General features: G+C 64.5%; 23 protein-coding genes. 8 read left to right on the top strand and 15 right to left on the bottom strand.

Annotated features, from left to right (window positions below; all coding sequences use genetic code 11):
• The first annotated feature begins 1 nt into the window (after position 1).
• Entirely contained in the window at positions 2–529 is a 528-nt protein-coding gene (locus tag N6L26_RS02395) for a SixA phosphatase family protein (RefSeq protein ID WP_263606463.1), read from the top strand.
• Positions 530–566: 37 nt separating this feature from the next.
• Here N6L26_RS02395 and N6L26_RS02390 read toward each other — a convergent pair whose 3' ends face one another.
• The 4 genes from N6L26_RS02390 to soxR form a co-directional block, all read right to left on the bottom strand.
• A complete protein-coding gene (locus N6L26_RS02390; protein WP_263606462.1) occupies positions 567–1,439 on the bottom strand; it encodes a CPBP family intramembrane glutamic endopeptidase in 873 nt (290 codons plus the stop codon).
• A 49-nt stretch (positions 1,440–1,488) separates the two neighbouring features.
• Complete coding sequence (locus N6L26_RS02385) at positions 1,489–2,070, bottom strand: hypothetical protein (protein WP_263606461.1); 582 nt, start codon at positions 2,068–2,070, stop codon at positions 1,489–1,491.
• Entirely contained in the window at positions 2,067–2,432 is a 366-nt protein-coding gene (locus N6L26_RS02380; RefSeq protein ID WP_263606460.1) for a PadR family transcriptional regulator, read from the bottom strand. Before N6L26_RS02380 ends, N6L26_RS02385 begins: the two co-directional genes overlap by 4 nt.
• Positions 2,433–2,528: 96 nt before the next feature.
• Positions 2,529–2,966: a redox-sensitive transcriptional activator SoxR gene (gene soxR / locus N6L26_RS02375; RefSeq protein WP_263606459.1), complete on the bottom strand. Its 438-nt coding sequence runs from the start codon at positions 2,964–2,966 to the stop codon at positions 2,529–2,531.
• Between the two features lie 123 nt (positions 2,967–3,089).
• Here soxR and N6L26_RS02370 point away from each other — a divergent pair, with 123 nt between their 5' ends.
• Entirely contained in the window at positions 3,090–3,461 is a 372-nt protein-coding gene (locus N6L26_RS02370; RefSeq protein WP_263606458.1) for a VOC family protein, read from the top strand.
• On the opposite strand, the gene N6L26_RS02365 is transcribed toward N6L26_RS02370, so the two are convergent.
• The 3 genes from N6L26_RS02365 to ubiA form a co-directional block, all read right to left on the bottom strand.
• Complete coding sequence (locus N6L26_RS02365) at positions 3,452–3,802, bottom strand: ArsR/SmtB family transcription factor (RefSeq protein WP_263606456.1); 351 nt, start codon at positions 3,800–3,802, stop codon at positions 3,452–3,454. The genes N6L26_RS02370 and N6L26_RS02365 overlap by 10 nt on opposite strands.
• An 80-nt stretch (positions 3,803–3,882) precedes the next feature.
• Positions 3,883–4,335 carry a tRNA (cytidine(34)-2'-O)-methyltransferase gene (locus N6L26_RS02360; protein ID WP_263607236.1) on the bottom strand — a complete coding sequence of 151 codons (453 nt, stop codon included), beginning with the start codon at positions 4,333–4,335 and terminating at the stop codon, positions 3,883–3,885.
• 5 nt (positions 4,336–4,340) lie between these two features.
• The gene (gene ubiA, locus N6L26_RS02355; protein WP_263606454.1) at positions 4,341–5,243 is read right to left on the bottom strand and encodes a 4-hydroxybenzoate octaprenyltransferase; all 903 of its coding nucleotides are present in this window, start codon (positions 5,241–5,243) and stop codon (positions 4,341–4,343) included.
• Between the two features lie 119 nt (positions 5,244–5,362).
• On the opposite strand from ubiA, the gene N6L26_RS02350 reads away from it, so the two are divergent.
• From N6L26_RS02350 to N6L26_RS02340, 3 genes are read left to right on the top strand one after another with little or no spacing between them, the layout of a single operon-like run.
• Positions 5,363–6,118: a 16S rRNA (uracil(1498)-N(3))-methyltransferase gene (locus N6L26_RS02350; RefSeq protein WP_263606452.1), complete on the top strand. Its 756-nt coding sequence runs from the start codon at positions 5,363–5,365 to the stop codon at positions 6,116–6,118.
• Between the two features lie 42 nt (positions 6,119–6,160).
• A complete protein-coding gene (locus N6L26_RS02345; protein ID WP_263606450.1) occupies positions 6,161–7,531 on the top strand; it encodes a glutamate--cysteine ligase in 1,371 nt (456 codons plus the stop codon).
• A gap of 20 nt (positions 7,532–7,551) precedes the next feature.
• Positions 7,552–7,854, top strand: coding sequence for a putative quinol monooxygenase (locus N6L26_RS02340; protein WP_263606449.1), 303 nt, complete (start codon positions 7,552–7,554; stop codon positions 7,852–7,854).
• Here N6L26_RS02340 and N6L26_RS02335 read toward each other — a convergent pair whose 3' ends face one another.
• The 5 genes from N6L26_RS02335 to N6L26_RS02315 all read right to left on the bottom strand — a co-directional run bounded on the left by N6L26_RS02335 (position 7,855) and on the right by N6L26_RS02315 (position 13,576).
• Positions 7,855–9,210: a methyltransferase family protein gene (locus N6L26_RS02335; protein WP_263606447.1), complete on the bottom strand. Its 1,356-nt coding sequence runs from the start codon at positions 9,208–9,210 to the stop codon at positions 7,855–7,857.
• Positions 9,211–9,265: 55 nt separating this feature from the next.
• The gene (locus N6L26_RS02330; protein WP_263606445.1) at positions 9,266–10,609 is read right to left on the bottom strand and encodes a PQQ-binding-like beta-propeller repeat protein; all 1,344 of its coding nucleotides are present in this window, start codon (positions 10,607–10,609) and stop codon (positions 9,266–9,268) included.
• A 40-nt stretch (positions 10,610–10,649) separates the two neighbouring features.
• Positions 10,650–11,450 (bottom strand): tetratricopeptide repeat protein, encoded by an 801-nt coding sequence (locus N6L26_RS02325; protein ID WP_263606443.1) that lies wholly within the window; start codon positions 11,448–11,450, stop codon positions 10,650–10,652.
• Between the two features lie 117 nt (positions 11,451–11,567).
• The gene (locus tag N6L26_RS02320) at positions 11,568–12,713 is read right to left on the bottom strand and encodes a glycosyltransferase family 4 protein (RefSeq protein ID WP_263606442.1); all 1,146 of its coding nucleotides are present in this window, start codon (positions 12,711–12,713) and stop codon (positions 11,568–11,570) included.
• Positions 12,710–13,576 carry an alpha/beta fold hydrolase gene (locus N6L26_RS02315; RefSeq protein WP_263606441.1) on the bottom strand — a complete coding sequence of 289 codons (867 nt, stop codon included), beginning with the start codon at positions 13,574–13,576 and terminating at the stop codon, positions 12,710–12,712. Before N6L26_RS02315 ends, N6L26_RS02320 begins: the two co-directional genes overlap by 4 nt.
• A gap of 75 nt (positions 13,577–13,651) precedes the next feature.
• Here N6L26_RS02315 and N6L26_RS02310 point away from each other — a divergent pair, with 75 nt between their 5' ends.
• On the top strand, positions 13,652–15,091 hold the full coding sequence (locus N6L26_RS02310) for a protein adenylyltransferase SelO family protein (RefSeq protein ID WP_263606440.1): 1,440 nt from the start codon (positions 13,652–13,654) through the stop codon (positions 15,089–15,091).
• Positions 15,092–16,573 carry a succinylglutamate-semialdehyde dehydrogenase gene (gene astD, locus N6L26_RS02305; protein ID WP_412071349.1) on the top strand — a complete coding sequence of 494 codons (1,482 nt, stop codon included), beginning with the start codon at positions 15,092–15,094 and terminating at the stop codon, positions 16,571–16,573. It begins immediately after the preceding gene.
• A gap of 7 nt (positions 16,574–16,580) precedes the next feature.
• Here astD and N6L26_RS02300 read toward each other — a convergent pair whose 3' ends face one another.
• Both N6L26_RS02300 and N6L26_RS02295 read right to left on the bottom strand, forming a co-directional pair.
• Positions 16,581–17,291 carry a hypothetical protein gene (locus tag N6L26_RS02300; protein WP_263606438.1) on the bottom strand — a complete coding sequence of 237 codons (711 nt, stop codon included), beginning with the start codon at positions 17,289–17,291 and terminating at the stop codon, positions 16,581–16,583.
• A 218-nt stretch (positions 17,292–17,509) separates the two neighbouring features.
• On the bottom strand, positions 17,510–17,977 hold the full coding sequence (locus N6L26_RS02295) for a glycine zipper 2TM domain-containing protein (RefSeq protein ID WP_263606437.1): 468 nt from the start codon (positions 17,975–17,977) through the stop codon (positions 17,510–17,512).
• Between the two features lie 183 nt (positions 17,978–18,160).
• Between N6L26_RS02295 and rarD the strand changes: the two genes are divergently transcribed.
• Complete coding sequence (gene rarD / locus N6L26_RS02290) at positions 18,161–19,063, top strand: EamA family transporter RarD (RefSeq protein WP_263606436.1); 903 nt, start codon at positions 18,161–18,163, stop codon at positions 19,061–19,063.
• Here rarD and pyrC read toward each other — a convergent pair.
• Positions 19,041–20,078, bottom strand: a complete 1,038-nt coding sequence (gene pyrC / locus N6L26_RS02285) for a dihydroorotase (RefSeq protein WP_263606435.1) — start codon at positions 20,076–20,078, stop codon at positions 19,041–19,043. The two genes, rarD and pyrC, sit on opposite strands and share 23 nt — an antisense overlap.
• Between the last annotated feature and the right edge of the window lie 8 nt (positions 20,079–20,086).

Here is a 20,086-nt window from a genome sequence, read left to right as displayed (position 1 = left end):
CATGAAGATCCTCGGCCTGCTGCGTCATGCCAAGTCCGACTGGGGACAGAGCGACAAGCGCGATTTCGATCGCGGTCTGAACGATCGCGGGCGGCGCGGTGCGCAGGTTATCGGTGATCATATCCGCGCGCATGGCGTCAAATGGGATCGCCTGCTCGCCAGCCCCGCGCAAAGGGTGAAGGCCACGCTGGCCGAAGCACTACCCGAAATGGAACCGCAGTGGGACGAGAGGCTCTATCTCGCCGGGACCGACACGATCATGGACGTAATCCGCGAAAAGGGCGGCGATGGCGCTGCGCTGCTGCTGTCGGGCCACAATCCCGGCCTCGGCGACATGCTGTTCGAACTGGTCGCGCCCAAGCAGGAAAACGCGCTGTACGACGAGGCGAAGGTCAAGTTTCCCACCGCTGCCTATGCGGTGTTCGAGCTCGATATCGACGACTGGGCCGACCTGCGCACCGGCTGCGGCGTGCTGTCGCACTTCGCCCGGCCCCGCGATCTCGATGCGGAGCTGGGGCCGGAGTACTAGGCCCGCCCCGCACCATTTCGGAACGGGGCGGATCATCTCATTCGCGTGGATATCTCGACGCGATCAATTCGGGTTTTGTGCGGGTAAGCACCAGCCATGCGATCATCGCCGCGGCCATAAAGAGGACGATACCGAATTCTTCCGACCAGCCGCTCGCCCAGACGTTCTTCTCGAATGCCATGCTGCCAATGGCATTGATGATGCCGTGCAGCCAGATCACCGGAACGAGACTGCCGCGACCGATTGCCCATATCCGCGTCATCAGGAAGGAAAGCGCGATCACGCTTCCGACGTAGAGCGGCAGGTAGGTCCAGAAATCCATGCCCCCGCGCCAATCGGGGAACATGGCCATGACCGGCAAGTGCCACAGCGCCCAGACCACGCCGACGATCAACGAAGCGGGGATCTCGCCGAATTTCTCCAGCAGCCGCGGCAGCATGTACCCGCGCCAGCCACCTTCTTCACCCAACGGGCCCGCACCCATGAGCACTGTTGCCAGCCCGTTGACGATCGCCATCGGGAAGATGGTCAGGTAGAAAGCAGCGGCTGGATGACCACCGCCCTGGTCGATTATGGGTTCGTATCCGAACAGCACGGTCAGCAATACAACGGCGAGCGGAAACGGCAGGAACGCCGCGACGTAGGCGCGGTATCCGCAACGAAAACGGACGAACGAACCCAGCCACTGCTTTAACGGGCCCCACCCCTGCCGCGCAGTCAGGATCGCTGCGGCGAGCCCGGGGCCGAAAGATCCGGCGAAAATCACCGGCACAATCGCGCTCGATCCGCTCATCTCGTCGGGCTGGCCCAGCGCGTACCAACCGAGCAACCATGTCGACCAGCTTAACGCATAGGTCAGGATGACGAAGGACCATGGGAAGGCCGTAGGCCGACTGTCTTCTGGAGGCATCACAGTTAGTATCCTTGTATTGCAAGGTTATTGGATAAATCGAAGGGGCTCAGCGCAGCAGTCTGCGCAACGCTTTGGTCAGGAGAATGTACGTCAGCGCCGCGAGGCCCAGCGCGATAGGGATCGCCCACCCGCCGATCAGTTCTTGCGCTCCAGCGGTGTCGCTCACGATCCCTGCGGCAATCTCTCCGTCAGGAAAGCGGAATACACCCACATTGTCCGGCCAGAACGGCTTGGACAGCGCAATGGCGACGAAGATGGCCAGCGTAAGGTACCCCAATGCAAAGCCGGCTCCGGCCAGCACCTTTCCGCTTCCGGACAGCAGCGTATGGAACAGCCCTTTGCCGATCGTAACGGGGTTATAAGTGCTTGAAGCGCGGTCGAGATAGCTGTCGGCCAGCAGCGGCCTGAGGTACTCGATGGGGCGACCGAGGCGGTCGAGAGCATGCGCCATCCTGTCTGCCTCGTCGCCCGCGCTGTCGCCATTCGCCAGGCTATCGCGCAAATGCATTTCGAGATCGCTGCGCAGTTCGCGCCCATCGGGGCCGAGCGGTGCCAGCAGCTGGTCGACTTCGTCGAAATACGCGTCCCACATTTCACGGGCGGCAGGATGGTCGAAGGTCACGGTCATGATTTCCTCCCGTCGAGCAGACGATCGACCGATGACGACAACAGTCGCCAGCGCGGGATCATCGCTTCGAGAATTTTGCGCCCTTGTGGGCTCAGCGTATAATACTTCCGCGGTGCGCCGCCCTCGCCCTGGCGCAATTCGGACTGGATCAGCCCATCTTTCGCAAGGCGCAGGAGAAGTGGGTAAATCGTCCCCTCAGGCACATCGATGCGCGCGCTTTCGGTAAGTGTCTGGACCAGCTCGAAGCCGTAGTGCTCACGTTCCCGCAGGCTCAGGAGGATCACGAATTCGAGCACACCCTTGCGCAACTGTACTTCCCAGCGCGCAGTCGGGTCACCCGAATCGGTAGAGTTCCTTGCCATACAAGGTATCTATTGCATGGTACCTTGCATGGCAAGGCATGGGACAAAATTGATGGTACTGCGCTGCTTTTCGGCGATTATCGCCCCGGGCAGTTTCTACCGCAGAACCCGCGGTCCCGGCCCACCCTCGGCAGCAATGTCGTCGGGGTTGTAGAGCTTGCAGGTCTTCAGGCTGAGGCAGCCACAGCCGATACAACCGTCAAGATTGTCACGGAGCGATTGCAGTTGCTCAATGCGGCGGTCGAGGCTTTCGCGGATCGCTTCGCTGATCTTCCACCAGTCGAAACTGGAAGGATTGCGCCCCTTGGGCAGGCTGCGCAGGTGCTCGCCGATTTCCTCGAGCGAGAGCCCCAGTTTCTGGACGATGAGGATGAAGCTGAGGCGCCGGATATCGCTGCGCAGGAAACGCCGCTGGTTGCCCGTGGTGCGGAACGACTCGATCAGCCCCTTGTCCTCGTAAAAGCGGATGGCGGAGGCAGAGAGGCCCGTTCGGCGCGCCAGATCGCCGATGCTGAGATGGTCGTTCGCATTCATCGATCAGAGTGATAGGGCAATTGAAGCTTGACCTCAAGTGAAGTTGAAGTTGCATAGAGCTGTGCATCGCAACCGAGCGGCGGGCCGAACCATGGCAGGCCGCTTCGAAACAGGAGATGCACCATGGCGACAGGCCGCCTCGAACACGCCAATATTTCGGTTACCGACCCCGAACGCAGCGCCGCGCTGCTCAAGGACCTGCTCGGCTGGGAGGAGCGCTGGCGCGGACCTTCACAGAAATACGGCCGCTCGGTCCATATCGGGGCCAGCCACGATTACATCGCGCTTTACACTGGCGATCATGTCGCGGGCGGTTTCGCCAAGGGCCATCCGCTCAACCATCTCGCCTTCACCGTCGACGATCTCGATGCGGCGGAAGGAACCGTCGTCGCGCATGGCCTCGAACCGTTCGGGCACGACGATTACGATCCCGGGCGCCGCTTCTATTTCTTCGACTGGGATGGGATCGAGTTCGAGGTGGTCAGCTATGAATGAGCCGCTCCCCCGCACCCCTGTGTTTGCGCCACGCGCCGCTCGCCCGCAGGTCCGTGAAAACCCGACATCGCGGCCAGCGGAACCTCCTCGAACCGGCCCAGCCAGCGGCGCGCGATCTTGGCCAGCGGCACCGGGTTGAGATAATGCCGCTTGCACCGCCCGTCGCGCTCGGAGGCGACCAGTTCGGCTGCCTCGAGCACGGCGAGGTGCTTGGCCACCGCCTGCCGCGTCATCGGCAGGTCTTCGGCAAGGTCGGACAGTGTCAGCCCACCCGTTTCGCTCAGCCGGTCCAGCAGGAGCCGCCGCGTGGGATCGGAAAGGGCGGTGAAAGTGTCCGTCATACGGCCATGGTTAAGAAGGCGCGGCCGAGTCGCTCAAGATTCGCCGGCCCTCCTGCGCCGACTTGTCCACCGTAGGGGACCTAGCGCGGCAGGCTGTCGGTCTGGCGCAAGGCCTCTGCCAGCGCGATCGCCGCGCTGGTCGCGACATTGAGCGACCGCACTTGGGCGCGCATCGGCAAGCGAACCATCGCGTGGCTGGCCGCAGCCACATGCTCGGGCACGCCCGCGCTTTCCTTGCCGAACAGCAGCACATCGTCGGCGCGATAAGCGAAATCATAGGCCGACCGGGTCGCCTTGGTGGTAAACAGGATTAATCGCCGCTCACCCAGACCCGCGCTGAAAGCGTCGAACCCGGAATGGCGCGTGATCTCGACCTCGTCGATGTAATCCATCGCCGCACGCCGCACGCGCCGGTCGTCCCAGGTGAAGCCAAGCGGTTCGATCAGGTCGATACCCGCGCCCATGCACGCGCCAAGACGCAGCACCGCGCCGACATTCCCGGCGATCTCGGGCTCATACATCGCGACGCGCATAGCCATCAGGCATTACCCACAACGTAGCACGCCGCGGCAACCAGCGCGCCGGTCCAGCGATTGGCACGGAAGCGGTTTAGCGGATTGGCGCCATCGGTCCCGTCGAGCGTGACGACCTGCCATGCCAGATGCGCGGCTGCGGGGACCAACGCAAGCAGCGCCACCCAATCAGCGCGGTAGAGCCAGAAAGCCAGCGTCCAGAGCGCCACCGCGCCAGCATAGAACAACGCTACCCCGCCCTGCACATGCCCGCCCAGCCGCAGTGCGCTCGAGCGGATCCCCACCAGCGCATCGTCCTCGCGGTCCTGCATGGCGTAAATTGTATCGTAGCCGATCACCCACAGCGCTGCGCCCGCATACATGGCGCCCAGCGCATCCCAGTGGTCGGCGCGGAGTTGCGTCCAGCCGACCAGTAGCCCCCAGGTAAATACCATTCCCAACCACGCCTGCGGCCACCACGTGATCCGCTTCATGAAAGGATAGGCAGCGACGAGCACGACACTGGCGAGCGCCACGCCCTGCGCCAGCGGGCGCAATTGCAGCAGAACCAGCAGCCCGACAGCGCACAGCAAGAACAGCCAGCCCCATGCGAGCTTCTTCGATATCCGTCCGCTTGCCACGGGGCGCACCGCAGTACGCGCAACCTTCCGGTCGAGATCGGCATCGACGATGTCGTTGTAGACACAGCCCGCACCGCGCATTGCGATGGCCCCCAGCAGCAACCAGGCGAGCAGCGCCAACTGCCAGCCCGCCCCGGTCAGCCACACGCCCCACGCGCAGGGCCAGAACAACAGCCACCAGCCGATGGGCCGGTCGAACCGGGCCAGCTGCGCCAGATCGCGCGGCAGTTGCGGCAGGCGCGCAACAAGCCCGCGATGTTCGCTATCGGGGACGACGGTTTCATTCATTGGGATGCGCCCTATCAATCTCATCATCCCAGCGGAAGCCGGGATCGCCGCCGGCCTTCTTGCCAGAAGGGACCCGATCCCGGCTTTCGCCGGCATGACGGATGTGATTAGAGGGGGCCATGCCCGCTACCCCCGCCTGGCCGCCCAAGAGCGCTCCGCGCCTGTTCGTCGAGCAGGAACTGTCGGCCGACACGCCGGTAACGATCGAGGGCAACCAGGCGCACTATCTGTCCAAGGTGATGCGCGTTGCCCCCGGCGACGCGGTGATCCTGTGCGACGATATTACCGGCGAATGGGCGGCTGAAGTGATTGAGGCCGGCAAGCGGCAGATCCTGCTGCAGCCGCGCGACCACCAGCGGCCGCGCGAAGGCGTGCCCGATTTCTGGCTCTGCTCCGCGCTGCTCAAGAAGGACCGCTTCGACCTCGTGCTCGAGAAAGCGACCGAGCTCGGTGTTGCGCGGATCGCCCCGGTGGTCACGCGGCGCTGCGTTGCCGACAAGCTCAATGCCGAACGCGCTGCCGCGATCGTGACCGAGGCGGCCGAGCAATGCGCGCGCACCGCGCTGCCTGAAATCGCGCCCGTGACGAAGCTCGATGCACTGCTGCGCGACTGGCCGCAGGAGCGCGACCTGTTCTTCGCCGACGAGGAAGGCGGCGAACCTGCCGCCGATGCGTTCTGCTATGCCGACCGCCCCGCCGCGCTGCTGATCGGCCCCGAAGGGGGGTTCGACGAGGCCGAGCGCGCGGCGATCCGCGCGCATCCCGCCACTGTCGCGATCAGCCTTGGCCCGCGTATCCTGCGCGGCGAAACCGCAGCCATTGCCGGGATGGCAGTATGGATGGCCGAAGCGGGCGACTGGCTCGACGCAGATTAATTTCCTTTTCACGCAAGGTTCGGTTGCCTATCGCCACGCGTCATGAGCACGCGCGAAACATCGGGGACTGAAGACCCCATTATCGAAAGCCGCGACCAGCTGGTCGCCCCGATGCAGCGCGGCGAGAAGCCGAAAGCCGACTGGCGCATCGGTACCGAACACGAAAAACTGGTCTATTGCTGCGATGAACACCGCGCGCTGTCCTATGACGAAGAGGGCGGGATCCGCGACACCCTGCTGGCACTGCGCGAGTTCGGCTGGGAGCCGGTCGAGGAAGGCGGCAAGGTCATCGCGATGCGGGGCGACGACGGCACGGTCAGCCTTGAACCCGCGGGTCAGCTCGAACTGTCGGGCGCGCCGCTCGAAAACCTGCACGATACCTGCGCCGAAACCGGGCGCCATCTCGCGCAGGTAAAGGAAATCGGCGAGCGCAAGGGTGTCGGCTTCCTCGGCCTGGGCATGTGGCCTGACAAGACGCGCGAAGAATTGCCGGTGATGCCCAAGGGGCGCTACGACATCATGATGCGGCACATGCCCAAGGTCGGCAATCTCGGCCTGGACATGATGCTGCGCACCTGCACCATCCAGGTTAATCTCGACTATTCGAGCGAAGCCGACATGGCGCAGAAGTTCCGCACGGGGCTGGCGCTGCAACCGCTGGCCACTGCGCTGTTCGCCAATTCGCCCTTCACCGAAGGGAAACCCAACGGTTACCTGTCCTATCGCAGCCATATCTGGAGCGACACCGATCCGCATCGCACCGGCATGCTGCCCTTCGTGTTCGAGGACGGCTTCGGCTACGAGCGCTACGTCGACTACATGCTCGATGTGCCGATGTATTTCGTCTTCCGCGACGGCAAGTACATCGACGCCGCGGGGCTCAGCTTCCGCGATTTTCTCGAGGGCAAGCTGTCCGTCCTGCCCGGCGAGAAGCCGACCGAAAGCGATTGGTGGGACCATCTGTCCACCGCCTTCCCCGAAGTGCGCCTCAAGAGCTTCCTCGAGATGCGCGGTGCCGATGGCGGGCCGTGGAGCCGGATCTGTGCGCTGCCCGCCTTCTGGGTCGGCCTGCTCTACGACCAATCCGCGCTCGATGCGTCCTGGGACCTGGTCAAGCATTGGTCGATGGAGGAGCGCGAGACGCTGCGCAATGCAGTGCCCAAGCTAGCGCTCGACGCGCCGCTGCCCGGCGGCGGCAAGCTGCATGACCTAGCCAAGGAAGTGCTGGCGATCGCACGCTCGGGCCTCGCGGCCCGCGGCCGTCTCAACACTTCGGGCGACAATGAAACCGGCTTCCTCGAAACGCTCGACGAGATTGTCGCCACGGGTAAGGTCCCGGCGCAGGTCATGCTCGACCGCTACAATGGCGAATGGGGCGGCGATATCGACCGCATTTACAAATACAGCTTCTGAGAAGCGTGGGGGGAAAAGCGATGATCCAGATCAACGGCACCATCAAGCTGGGGCGTTCGATCGACGCCGCGACGCGCAAGGCGATTGTCGAAATGGTCCGCGCCAGTCGCGCCGAGGATGGCTGCCTCGATTACGCTTTCGCCGGCGACCTTGCCGATCCGGACACGCTGATCCTGTTCGAACGCTGGCGCGATCGCGCCGCGCTCGACGCGCATGGCCGGTCGGAACACATGGCCGAATTCCAGAGCTTCATGGCTGCCAATCCGCCCAAGGCGCGCGAATTGCGCGTGTATGATACCGACGAGGGCCAGCCGCTCGGCTGATTACCCGGCGGGGTCCGCCGTCATCGACGGGCGCGGCTTGATCCGGTTCCACAACCGCGTCAGCGGCGCGGTCAGCAGGCCGTGCTGCGCCATCCACGCATGATAGGCGCGATATTTCGGGTCCTCGGCGAGCAGATGCGCTTCTTCTGTCTTGGCACGCCAGAAATAGATGCCGTTCACGACCGCGAGGAAGAAGCAGTTGCGGATTGCTTCGACCGGTGAACCGCTGGTCACCAGGAACGGCAGGATCGCCGCCCACCAGAACAGGTTTTTCGAGACATAGGCCGGGTGCCGGGTGAAACGGTACGGGCCATTGGTCAGCACACCGCGGTAGGTGAGGTTGGAAAAGCGCAGGCCGAAGGCGAAGGTCGCCCAGGCGTAGATCGCGGTCAGCACCACCAGCAGCGCGCCCCACAACGCGATCAGCGTGTCATTGCCCGCCATCCAGTGCAGCCAGCCCGCGGTATCGTATTCGTAATTGATCGCGCGGCCCCCGCCGAGGATGCCCCATACGATCGGCGGGTAACAGATCAGCGCTGCGACCCAGCCGCCCAGCAGTGGGTTGCCCGAGCGGATATGCGCATCGAGCGGGCGCATGGTGACGATATAGCCGACGGTGCCGATCATCACGTCGATCATGAACATCGCCTCGATGATCGTCAGCGCGATCCGTTCTGGTCGTGCAAACACCTCGGCGAAGTTCGCGGTCACGATATGGTTGAAGGCGAAAGGGGTGATCGAGAGCATGAAGGCGGTGAAGAAGGCCTTGATGATCCACGCCTGCCAGTGCTTGGCGATCTGGCCCATGTCCCAGCCCGGGCGCATCAGCAGCAGCGCGCCGAAGTGCCACGCGGCATCGCGCCGGTTCACCAGCGCGCGGTCGATCCACCAGACATAGGGCACCGACAGCACCACCAGTGGCAGCGCGGCATAGGCGAGCACCTGTATCGCGAAGACATACTGCCCCTCCCAATACCAGCGACACAGGCAGTAAAGCCCCGCGATGATCGCCCAGGTCGCCCACAAACCGACCAGCTTGACCAGCGTGATGCTGTGATCGGGCTCGCGGCTATGCACCAGTGACCAGTCGAGCCCGGTCGAGGCGCGCAGGTGCACCTTGTCGACCAGGATCGACCATGCCGCCATCGGGATCGCCGCAGCGAGCAGGCCCACCAGCGCGGAATTGCGCCCGCCCAGCGTATCGAGCGGTACTGCCCAGTCGAAGGCTTCGGCCAGTGCGGGAAAGGCGCGCGCGAACGCCACCCAGGCAAACAGCCCGGCCAGGCCCACCAGCCCCACGGCCGCGGAGACATCGCTCTCTGGCCGCGCGAGGGGTGCTTGTTCCGCCGTGTTCATGACCGCACCTCGTTAGCCCGATTTGGTTAACACGGCGGTCACGCTACCAAGGAAATCACCGGAAAGCGGTAATCCTGCCGCTGTCGTCGAGGATGTAGAGCGTGTTGTTGGCCACCACCGGCGCCAGCGACACCGGCTGGTCGAGATCGGTGAACAGGCTCGCCGAACCCTCGCCCGAGCTGATGCGGTAGACTTCGCCTTCCGAATTCACCGCCCACAAATTGCCTCCGGCAAGCACCGGGCCCGACCAGAAGATCGGACCCTTCTTGTCCTTCTCGTCGCGCCAGCGCGGCAGTTGGGTCAGCCAGCGCACCTTGCCCGTGGCGCGCGCGATCGCGAGCAGGCGGGCATCGTCGGTCAGCGTGAAGATCCATTCGCCCGCAATAGCCGGGGTCGAAATCCCCGCCAGGTTGAGTTCCCAGATCCGCTGGCCGGTGACGAGTTCGTAAGCGGCCATGCGGCCACCCTGCCCCAGCGCATAGACGCGGCCGTTGTCGATGATCGGATCGGCGTCGATATCGGTGAGCGAGCCGACCTGCGTCGAGATCGAGGTCCGCGCCAGCGCATCGGCCCACAACGTCCGCCCGTTTTCATAGCGATGCGCGATCAGTTCGCCTGAGCTATAGCCGGCGATGACCGTGCCCTGCGCCGCTGCCGGAGCGGCTACCCCGAACACGCCCGCCTGGGTCGACGAACCCGATTCCTGCCACCGCACCGAACCGTCGGCGGCATCGAGCGCGAAGATCTGGTTGTCCTGCGTCATGACGAAGACCGAACCGAAGGCAATCGTCGGCGCGCCGCGCAGCGGGCCCGACGGCTTGACCTTCCACAATACCGCGCCGCTGTCGGCGGTCAGCGCGACGACGTCGCCTGCGCCGTCGGTCATATAGACCTTCCCATCGTCATAGCTGGCGCCGCCGCCGAAGGCCGAGGATTTGAGATCACTCGGGAGCCCCGGATTGTAGCTCCACCGCTGCGCGCCCGACTGGGCATCGAACGCCGTCAGAATACCATCTCCGCCGACCGCGAAAAGCATGCCTTGCCCGATGACCGGCGAGGCACCGAAGCGGCGGCGCTGGCTGGCGCCTTCGATCGAGACGGTGAAAGCCTTGGTGGGCGAACCCGTCAGCGCCAGATGGCCGTAGGACTTGCCCGCATTGCCGCCCGCCTGCGCCCAGGCATCGTTGACCTGCGCCGGGGGGAGCACCACCGATACGCCGGCCAGAGCCGGATCGACCTGTGCGCCGGTTTCGATACGCGAGAGGATCGGCTGACGATCGCCCAGCGTCGGGGTGACCTTCTTGTCTCCGCCGCCGCCGAAGAGGCCGCCGCTGCAGCCGCCCAGCCCGATGGCCAGTGCCGCAACGATTGCCGTACGCGATAGGTTCTTGCGCTTCATCTGTATCCTCGTTCCGTATCTCTTGGCGGGCCGCAGGGGCCTATTCGGTTGTGGCCGCGACGTTTTCGCCCACGGCTTCCTCACGCTGGACCCCTTGCTCCTCGAGCACCGCATCGACATCTTCGATTGCATCGACACCGAGCACACCCGCCATCTGGCGCGCACGCGAGCGGACCGATTCCGGCCCATTTTCATCCTTGGCGATCCGGGCAAACATGGCCCCGGCCTCGGCGCGCTTGCCCTGGTCGACATAGGCATGCGCCACGAACTCGCCCGCGCTGGCGAAATAGGGTTTTCCCGGTACCGCCAGCGGCTTGAGCGTGGCGATGATGTCGGCGCTCTGCATATTGTCGTAATTGAGCGCCACGTCGCGCAGGCGGGCAAGGTCGCGCATAGCGGGCGCCGCGCTGTCATTGTCGGCAACACGCTTGAAGATCGTCGAGGCTTCTTCGGTATCGCCGCGCTGTTCGGCAATTCCGGCGCGCATCATTGCCGCAGCGACCGCCGCGCCGCCACCCTCGCGCCCGGCCAACTCTTCCAGCTGGTCGTAACCGCTGTCGATATTGCCCGACTGGATCTGGTCGAGCGCGCCCACCAGCGCCTCGGAATCGCGTTCCATCGCGGCTTCCTGGCGGCTGTCCCAATAGAGATACCCGCCGAAGGCCACGAGCCCTGCGATCAGCAGGCCGAACAGAGGCTTGCCCCAGCGGTCGAGAAACTGCTCGGCATCGCTTTGCCGCACGGCTTCATCGACTTCGCGCAGCAGCGCTTCCTGCTGCGCGTTTTCCTGCTTGGCGCGCTTCTCTTCGCGGGACAGTTCGTTCTTCGGTGTCAGGGCCACAGGGGCGGGCTCCATCTGGATAGATATCGGTTCGGGCGGGTCTTTAAGGCCCGGCGTGGACAAGGGCAATGGTCGCGACCGCCTGTCCCCGCTCGCGTGAACCCCGGCTGAAACGGCTTAGAGGTCAATTTTCATCGCACTCGAATAAAGGCGGCGATAGGTGGCGATCATCTTGGCAGCGTCGAATTCGGCAACGGCCTTCGCTCGGTTGGCCTCGCCCACATCCTTGCGCAGTTCCTTGGACACGACGAGCTGGACCAGCGCCATCCGCAGTTCTTCCTCGTTACCCGGCGGCGCGATAAACTCTGCATTGGGCTGCGACACCATCCCCGCAATATCGCCGACCGCCGGAGCGACCACCGGCAGACCCGCTGCCATCGCCTCGACCACGGAGAGCGGGAACTGTTCGGAATCGCTCGACAGCGCGAAGATGTCGAACAGGCCGACGACCCGTTCGGGCTGTGCTACCGCGCCGGGCAGATGGACCCGGTGGTTGATCTGCAAACGGTCCGCCTCGGCAAGGATCGCATCGCGCGCATCGCCTTCGCCCAGGATAACCAATTGCCAGTTTTCGGGCAGATCGTTGAACACCCGCACCAGCCGCGGCAAATTCTTGATGGTGCGGAGCCCCGCTAAGGTGCCGACCCAATATTCACCCGGGCGCTTGATCAGCCGCAGCGCGTCCTTCTTGGGGCGCATGGCGAAAGCTTTGGTATCGATCCCGTTGGGAATGCGGCGGACACGGCCCAGCGGCTGCTGCCAGTCGACCAGCGCGATCTCTTCGAGCTTTTCGGACGGCACGACCAGCCCGGCGCTCTTGCCCAGTGCAATGCGGCGATACCAGGTGCGGCTGGTCTTGAGCTTTTTGAGCTCGCTTTCGTCGAAGCCATCCTCGTGATGGATCAGCGGCGGCAAATTGTGGAGGTCCTTGAACAAAGTATGCGCCATTACCGCATCCATCGCGCCCCAATTATAGGTGCAGACGAGATCGAAGCCGCGCATCGCCTTGGCCAGTTTCTGCAGCCGCCCCGGCGTTGGCCGCCCCTTGAGGCTGGGGAAATCGGGCTGCAGGCGGACATCGATGTTCCGGGCAATCCGCTCCGCCGCACCCAACCGGTCGGGTTCCGCCGAAACGATCGTATGCCGCGCGTTCTTGCCGAAGGCGTTGATCAGCTGGACCGTGCGCAATTCCTTCCCCCCGGGGGCGAAGGTCGAATGCAGATGGAGAATATGCGGAACCGCCCCGCCTCGCGCCTTGCTCATGCGACGCGCGCCAGCAGGGCGTCGATCGCGGCGCGGGCTTCGGGTTCATCCAGCGTCGGCGCATGCCCGACATGGGGGATCACGACGCTATCCGCCTCGTTCGCAACCTTCTGCATATCGGCAAAGCTGCGCCCTGACAGCAGCGTGGACAGTTCACCCCGCAACAGCAGCAGCGGCTTGCCCTTGAGCGCGTGGAAGGCGGGCCAAAGATCGACCGGTGCCGCTGCCTCGGGCGTGGCGAGGATCGGTTCGGCCAGCTTCATATCGTAATCGAACACGATCCGTCCGCTGCTCGACAGCGTCATCGTGCGCTTGGCCATGGCGATCCACGCGTGGAGATCGAAAGCGGGGAAGGATGTGCCATGCACTTCCTCGAGCGCGCGTGCCGCGTGCATCCAGGTGGGAAAGCTGCGCCCCTGTCCGACATAGGTCTTGATCGTGTCGAGACCCGCGGTTTCGAGCACTGGCCCGACATCGTTGAGCACCGCCGCGACAATCCGTTCGGGCTGCGCTTGTGCCAGCAGCATCGTCATCAGCCCGCCCATCGACGTACCGATCGACACGAATTGCTTGATGCCTTCCTGCTCCAGCAGCGCCAGCAGGTCCTCGACATAGGTCGGCAGCGCGTAGCTATCCGAGATCTCGGCATAATCGCTGTCGCCGCGCCCGCGCATCGACGGGACCAGCACGCGCCAGCCCTGCGCGGCGATATGCGGTGCAAGCGCTTCGAAATCGCGCGTGTTGCGCGTCAGGCCGTGCAGGCAGATCACCGGTGGGCGATCGCTGGCGGTGCCGTATTCGCGGCAATGCAGGGTGAGACCGTCGGCGCTCTGCCAGTGACGGTCGGTGAAGCTGATATCCATGTCTGGCGGCGAAAACCTTAGTCGCTTGGCAATCCTGCCCTTGTATCGGGCTGTTTCGCCGCCCACTATCGCCGCATGCGCGCCGAACCGCAACCTGTCCCGAGCAAAGTCGCAGCCGACGCGAGCTATCGCGCCGATACGCCGATCGAAACCATGGCCGAATGGATCGGCGATGAAGTCGAACCAGCGGCGTTTCCCGAAACCATCCTGCGCTTCCGCAACGATCGCCACGCGGCCAGTATCGGCCTGGCGCAATTGTCGGACGCAGATTGGGTCAAGCACTTCGGGCGGTTCGAGCCGCTACCCGGCAATCTGCCCCACCCGCTGGCGCTGCGCTATCACGGGCACCAGTTCCGCGTTTACAATCCCGAGATCGGCGATGGTCGCGGGTTCCTGTTTGCGCAGTTGCGCGATGGCGCGGATCGCCTGCTCGACCTCGGCACCAAGGGATCCGGCCCGACGCCGTGGAGCCGCCGCGGCGACGGACGGCTGACGCTCAAGGGCGCGGTGCGCGAAATCCTCGCCACCGAAATGCTCGAGGCGTTGGGGGTCTATACCTCGAAGACATTCAGCGTGGTCGAGACGGGTGAGGAACTGACCCGCGGCGACGAACCGTCCCCGACACGCTCGGCGGTCATGACGCGGCTGAGTCACGGCCATATCCGTATCGGCACGTTCCAGCGCCTGCTCACCTTGGAAGAGCCTGCGCATATGGCGCAATTGGTCGATTACTGCCTCGAACACTTTCCCGGCCCGCCCCCGCCCGATGACGCGCCGGGACGCGATGACCCCGCGGTGCGGCTGATGCATCTGGTGGTCGAACGGATGGCGGATCTGGCGGCCAGCTGGATGGTCGCGGGCTTCGTCCACGGCGTGCTCAACACCGACAATATGAACATCTCGGGCGAAAGCTTCGACTACGGTCCGTGGCGCTTCCTGCCCAAATGGGATCCGGGCTTCACCGCTGCCTATTTCGACCATCAGGGGCTTTATGCCTTCGGTCGTCAGCCCGAAGCGCTGCACTGGAATTGCGGCCAGTTTGCCATTGCGTTGCGGCTGCTCGCCGATGCGCCGCCGCTGATTGCCGCGATGGAACGCTTCGGACCGCTCTATATGGCGGCGATCGGGCGGCGCTGGTGCTGGCGGCTGGGCGTTGCCAGCCGCGGGGCCGAGGCCGATGCAGCATTGGTAGCGGCGAGCGAGAAGGTGCTGAGCGAAACCGGCGTGGCACCCGACGCGTTCTTTTTCACCCACCGTGCCGGGCGCGGTGCCAAGGGCGCGCTAGCGGATGCACTCCAGGGTTACGAACCGCTTGCCAGCGAACATTCCTATTGGGACGGTGCAGCCCCGCAATCCATGCTGATCGACGAGGTCGAGGCGATCTGGGCGGCCATCGCCGACGCCGACGATTGGCAGCCGCTGGCGGACAAGGTTTCGGCCTTGCGCGCCATGGGCGCGGCGCATGGCACACCCCCGCTTCCCGCCGGCCATGTGTGGGACACGGCCACGACTTGAATTGACGTTGCGCGTCGGACCCCCCACTTAGGACGCACTTCGAGGCGCAAACAGGAATATCATACCGTAATGGCAACCGATCTGGTTTCAACCGAACCGGCGACCGGCAAGGAAATCTGGCGTGGCAAGTCGGGCAATGTCGATGCTGCGATCGAGCGCGCGCGCAAGGCGATGCGCGACTGGGCGCGCGAGCCGCTGGCCCGCCGAATTGAATTCATGCGCCGCTTCGCCAATGAAGTGCGCAAACATGCCGAACCCTTCGCCGAACTGATCGCGCGCGAAACCGGCAAGCCGCTGTGGGAAGCGCGGACCGAAGTCGAAGCCGTGATCGGCAAGGTCGAAATCTCGGTTACCGCCTATGCCGAGCGGACCGGCCAGAAAAAGCTCAACAGCGCGCTGAAAGGCACCGCCGCACTACGGCACAAGCCGCATGGCGTGATGGCTGTACTGGGCCCTTACAATTTCCCCGCACACCTGCCCAATGGCCACATCATTCCCGCGCTGATCGCGGGCAATGTCGTGATTTTCAAACCGAGCGAGAAGACCCCGGCGGTAGGCGAATTCCTGACTCGCTGCTTCCACGAGGCCAAGCTGCCCGAAGGCGTGATCCAGTGCATTCATGGCGGGGTCGAGGTCGGTCAGGCGCTGGTCGAACACTGGATGGTCGACGGCGTCCTGTTCACCGGATCGGCGCGCGCGGGCATCGCGATCAACCGCAAGCTGGCCGCCGACCCGGGCAAGATCGTTGCGCTCGAAATGGGCGGCAACAACCCCATCGTCATGCTCGACACCCCCAAGATCGAGGATGCTGCGGCAACGATCGTGCAATCGGCCTTCACCACCGCGGGCCAGCGCTGCACCGCCGCGCGGCGGCTGATCGTCGTCGATTCGATGTTCGACCAGATTGTCCCTGCCGTGAAGGCGCTGACAGAAAAGCTGATCGTCGACGAACCCTTCGCCGATCCGCAACCCTTCATGGGCTGCGTGATCGACAACAGCACCGCCGACCTATTGTCCGAAAGCTTCGTCGCGCTGATGAGCCGTGGCGGTTCGCCGATCATGCATATGAAGCGGCGCGACGAGAATCTGCCCTTCCTCTCGCCGGCTATTCTCGACGCGACCGATATCCACGAACGGCCCGACATCGAGCTGTTCGGCCCGCTGCTGCAGGTTATCCGGGTCCCCGATTTCGACGCGGCGATCTACGAAGCCAACGCCACGCGCTATGGCCTCTCGGCCTCGCTCATCGGCGGCAAGCCGCAGGATTTCGAGACGTTCTGGAACGAGATCCGCGCGGGCATTGTCAACTGGAACCGCCCGACGAACGGGGCATCCTCGGCTGCACCCTTCGGCGGCGTCGGCCTGTCGGGCAACCATCGTCCGGCAGCGTTCTATGCCGCGGATTATTGCGCCTATCCGGTTGCCAGCAATGAAATGGAACAGCCGCGCGCCAGCATCGGCGTGGGTATCAAGGGCGACTGATCGCCAGTCAGTCGGTGGTAACGAGGTCGATCTCGGTCACACCTTGCGGCAGCCGCCGGCCATAGACGACATAGGCCGATTGGCCCTTGGTCCCGCTCAGGACGTTGTCGCCCGCGCTGACAACATGCTCGGCGCTGTAACCCGAGGCCTTGGCGCGGGTGTGATAGAATGACAGCACGTCCTCAAGCGCAACCGGCGTGAGGAAGGTAACCACGCGTAGTGCGCAATCGCCTTCGTCGGTCCCGGCGGCTTCCTGCGTATTGCCGCGCGGATAGACGGGGAAGGCAGCGGGCAGTTTTGCCGCCCAGGCCGAGGTGTATTCGACTTTCTCGCCGCAATTCTCGCCCCCGGGAGCAACCGCGGCGCGCGCCGCTGCGATCATCGCCTGGCTCGGTGCGGCATCTTTACCCAGTGCCCGGGCAGCGGGAACCGCGATCAGCGCGCTGCGTCCGCCGACCAGTTCGGCCGCGCGGCTGCGCGCAGCCTCGATGGCGCGCGGCGATTTGTCGATATTGGGGATCGCGGCATTGCCCGTGCCCGACAGCGCGGCATTCGCCTCGTTACGGCCGGCAAGGTCCGGATCGGTCATCAGCTCGTCATTGAGAGCCTGTTCGCTGGCCGGGTCCATGGCGTCACCTGCCGCCTCGTCCTCGGTCTTGTCGCCGCAGCTTGCGAGCAGGACGACGGGAACGAGGGAGGCGAGCAGGCGACGTTTCATCGGTAGACCTTCAGCTTGGGAACACGAACGGCATAAGACCGGACCGGCAGACTGTGCCAGCCCGGCGAACACCGTTGCACCATAGCGGGACATACGCGCATGCAAAGGTTAAAGGGCGCCGCCCGCCTCCTCTGTGGGAGATCGGACGACGCCCTCACGGCTCGGTGGAACCGTGGTATCCGGCCGTGGGTGGGCACGGCCGGAACTGGTGAAGCTAATTAGCCGCAGCGGGTGCTCGAGCGGTCGATCGAGCGGCCGAGCAACGCACCGGCGGCACCGCCGAGGATGGCGCCCAGCGTGCGGTCGCCGCCACTGCCGGCGATTTCATGGCCGAGCAGCGCGCCGACCCCGGCCCCAACCAGCAGGCCGGTCGTGCCATTGTCGCGCTTGCAGTAGTACCGCCCGTCATTTCCACGCCAGACACGGGTGTTGTTGCGGACCGGCTGGCCGTACTGGCGGTCGTAACCCATGTAATAGGGGCGGGACTGGGCACCGCGGTAATCGCGATTGTGAGAGCGGTCATGGCGATGCGAGCGCTGTCGCTTGTGCTCGAAACTCATATCCCCGATAACCGCGGCGTGCGCGCCGGGGGCCATGTGCGTGGCAGGGGCAGCGCTGGCCGGCATGGCGAATGCCAGGCCCGCTGCGGCGATCGCCATCGAGGCGTTCCGAAACGATTTGAGCATGATAGGTCCTTTCCTGAGCGGGAGCCGAGAGGGGCACCCCTGCGATGCCGTTAAGCTTTAAGCACCCGAACCTGAACCGTTTGCAACGCCGCCGTCAGCTTTCGCGAAATTCGACGAAGCGAGGTTTGGGCGCCGACGAATTGCCGCTTGCGGGCGCCAGCGCAGCCGCCTAGCGCGCGGGGCATGGATGCGAGCGCCCCACCCCAGCACGACCGGACGGGCCTCGCCGCGGCCTTTAGCGCCTATGTCATTTGGGGCTTCCTGCCGCTCTATCTGATTCTCGTCCGCAATGTTCCGGCCTTCGAATTCGTTGGTTGGCGGATTATCTGGACGCTGCCACTGTGCCTGCTGATCGTTCTGGCCCGCAAGCAATGGCCAGATTTGCGGGTCGCGCTCCGCAATCGGCGCACGATCGCCTGGCTCGCCGCAAGTGCAACGCTGATCGCGGTCAACTGGGTGGTCTATGTCTGGGCGATCCAGAACGGCCAGGTCTATGCCGCCAGCCTGGGCTATTACATCAACCCGCTGGTCAATGTGCTGCTTGGCACGCTGCTGCTGGGCGAGAAACTGACCCGCGCGCAATGGGTCGCAGTCGGCCTCGCTGCTATCGGCGTATCCTTGCTTGCAGCGGGCGCGCTGACGACCTTGTGGATCAGCCTGACGCTGGCGCTGAGCTTCGGTACATACGGTCTTATTCGCAAGCAGCTGGATGTGGGCGCGGTACCCGGCCTGACCATCGAATCGACGCTGCTATTGCTGCCGTCGCTTGGTGTGGCGTGGTATTTCGCGCAGACGCAGGGCTCGTCCTTCGCCGTTTCGACCGAACTGAGCCTGTCGATCATGGCGGGCGGCCTGCTGACCGCCTTCCCCCTGTTGCTGTTCGCCATCGCCGCGCGCAAGTTGCCCTATTCGACGCTCGGCTTTATCCAGTTTCTCGCGCCCAGCATCGTCTTCATCCTCGGCCTGACCGTTTTTGGCGAGGAACTGAAGCCCGTTCAGGCCGCCTGCTTCGCCTGCATCTGGGCAGCCGCGGCGATTTTCGTGTGGGACCTCGTCGCGCGGACTAGGAAGTCAGCCGCCAGCTGAGCGTTTCGCCCGCGTGGAAGGGCACGATCCGGGCCTCGCCGCCATCGACTTCCACCGGCACTTCGACCGGGGCCTTCTCCAGCGTAATCCGCTCCTCATTGGGCGCAAGGCGGTAGAAGGCGGGGCCGTTGAGGCTGGCGAAGGCTTCGAAATGGTCGAGCGCGCCCTCATCCTCGAACACCTTGAGATAGCTTTCGAGCGCGAAGGGTGCGTTGAATATCCCTGCGCAGCCACAATCGGTTTCCTTCGCATGCCGGTGGTGCGGGGCGCTGTCGGTGCCAAGGAAATACTTGGCCGAACCGCTGGTGGCCGCAGCGCGCAGCGCCAGACGGTGCTGTTCGCGCTTGGCCACCGGGAGGCAGTAGAGATGCGGGCGAATACCGCCGACGAGGATATCGTTGCGGTTGATGTGCAGATGCTGCGGGGTGATCGTCGCCGCGACATTGGGGCCGGCGCCATCGACAAATGCGACCGCCTGCATGGTTGTGATATGTTCGAAGATAACGCGCAGCTGCGGCAAGCGGTCGACCAGCGGCTGGAGGACGCGATCGATAAATACCGCCTCGCGGTCGAAGATGTCGATATCGGGCGTGGTCACCTCACCGTGAACGCATAGCGGCATGCCGATTTCGGCCATGCGTTCGAGCACACCCATGATGTTGGCCACGTCGGTTACACCGTGGGCGGAATTGGTGGTAGCGCCAGCGGGATAGAGCTTGGCCGCGGTCAGCACGCCGCCGGCATGTCCTGCGGCGAGATCGTCCGCGTCGCTCTCATCGGTCAAATAGGCGGTCATCAGCGGGGTGAAATCAATGCCCGCCGGCACCGCGGCAAGGATCCGGTCTCGATAGGCCGCAGCGAGCGCGGTGGTGGTAACCGGAGGCGCCAGATTGGGCATCACGATCGCGCGGGCGAATTGCCGTGCCGTCTGCGGGACCACGGCGCGCATCGTGTCACCATCGCGGAAATGCAGGTGCCAGTCGTCGGGGCGGCGGATTGTCAGCGAATCGACCATGTGGTTGC

This window comes from Qipengyuania sp. SS22 (assembly GCF_025736935.1).
Taxonomy (GTDB): Bacteria; Pseudomonadota; Alphaproteobacteria; order Sphingomonadales; family Sphingomonadaceae; genus Qipengyuania.
Note: the sequence above shows the minus strand (reverse complement) of the source record. Positions and strands in the feature narration are given on the sequence as shown.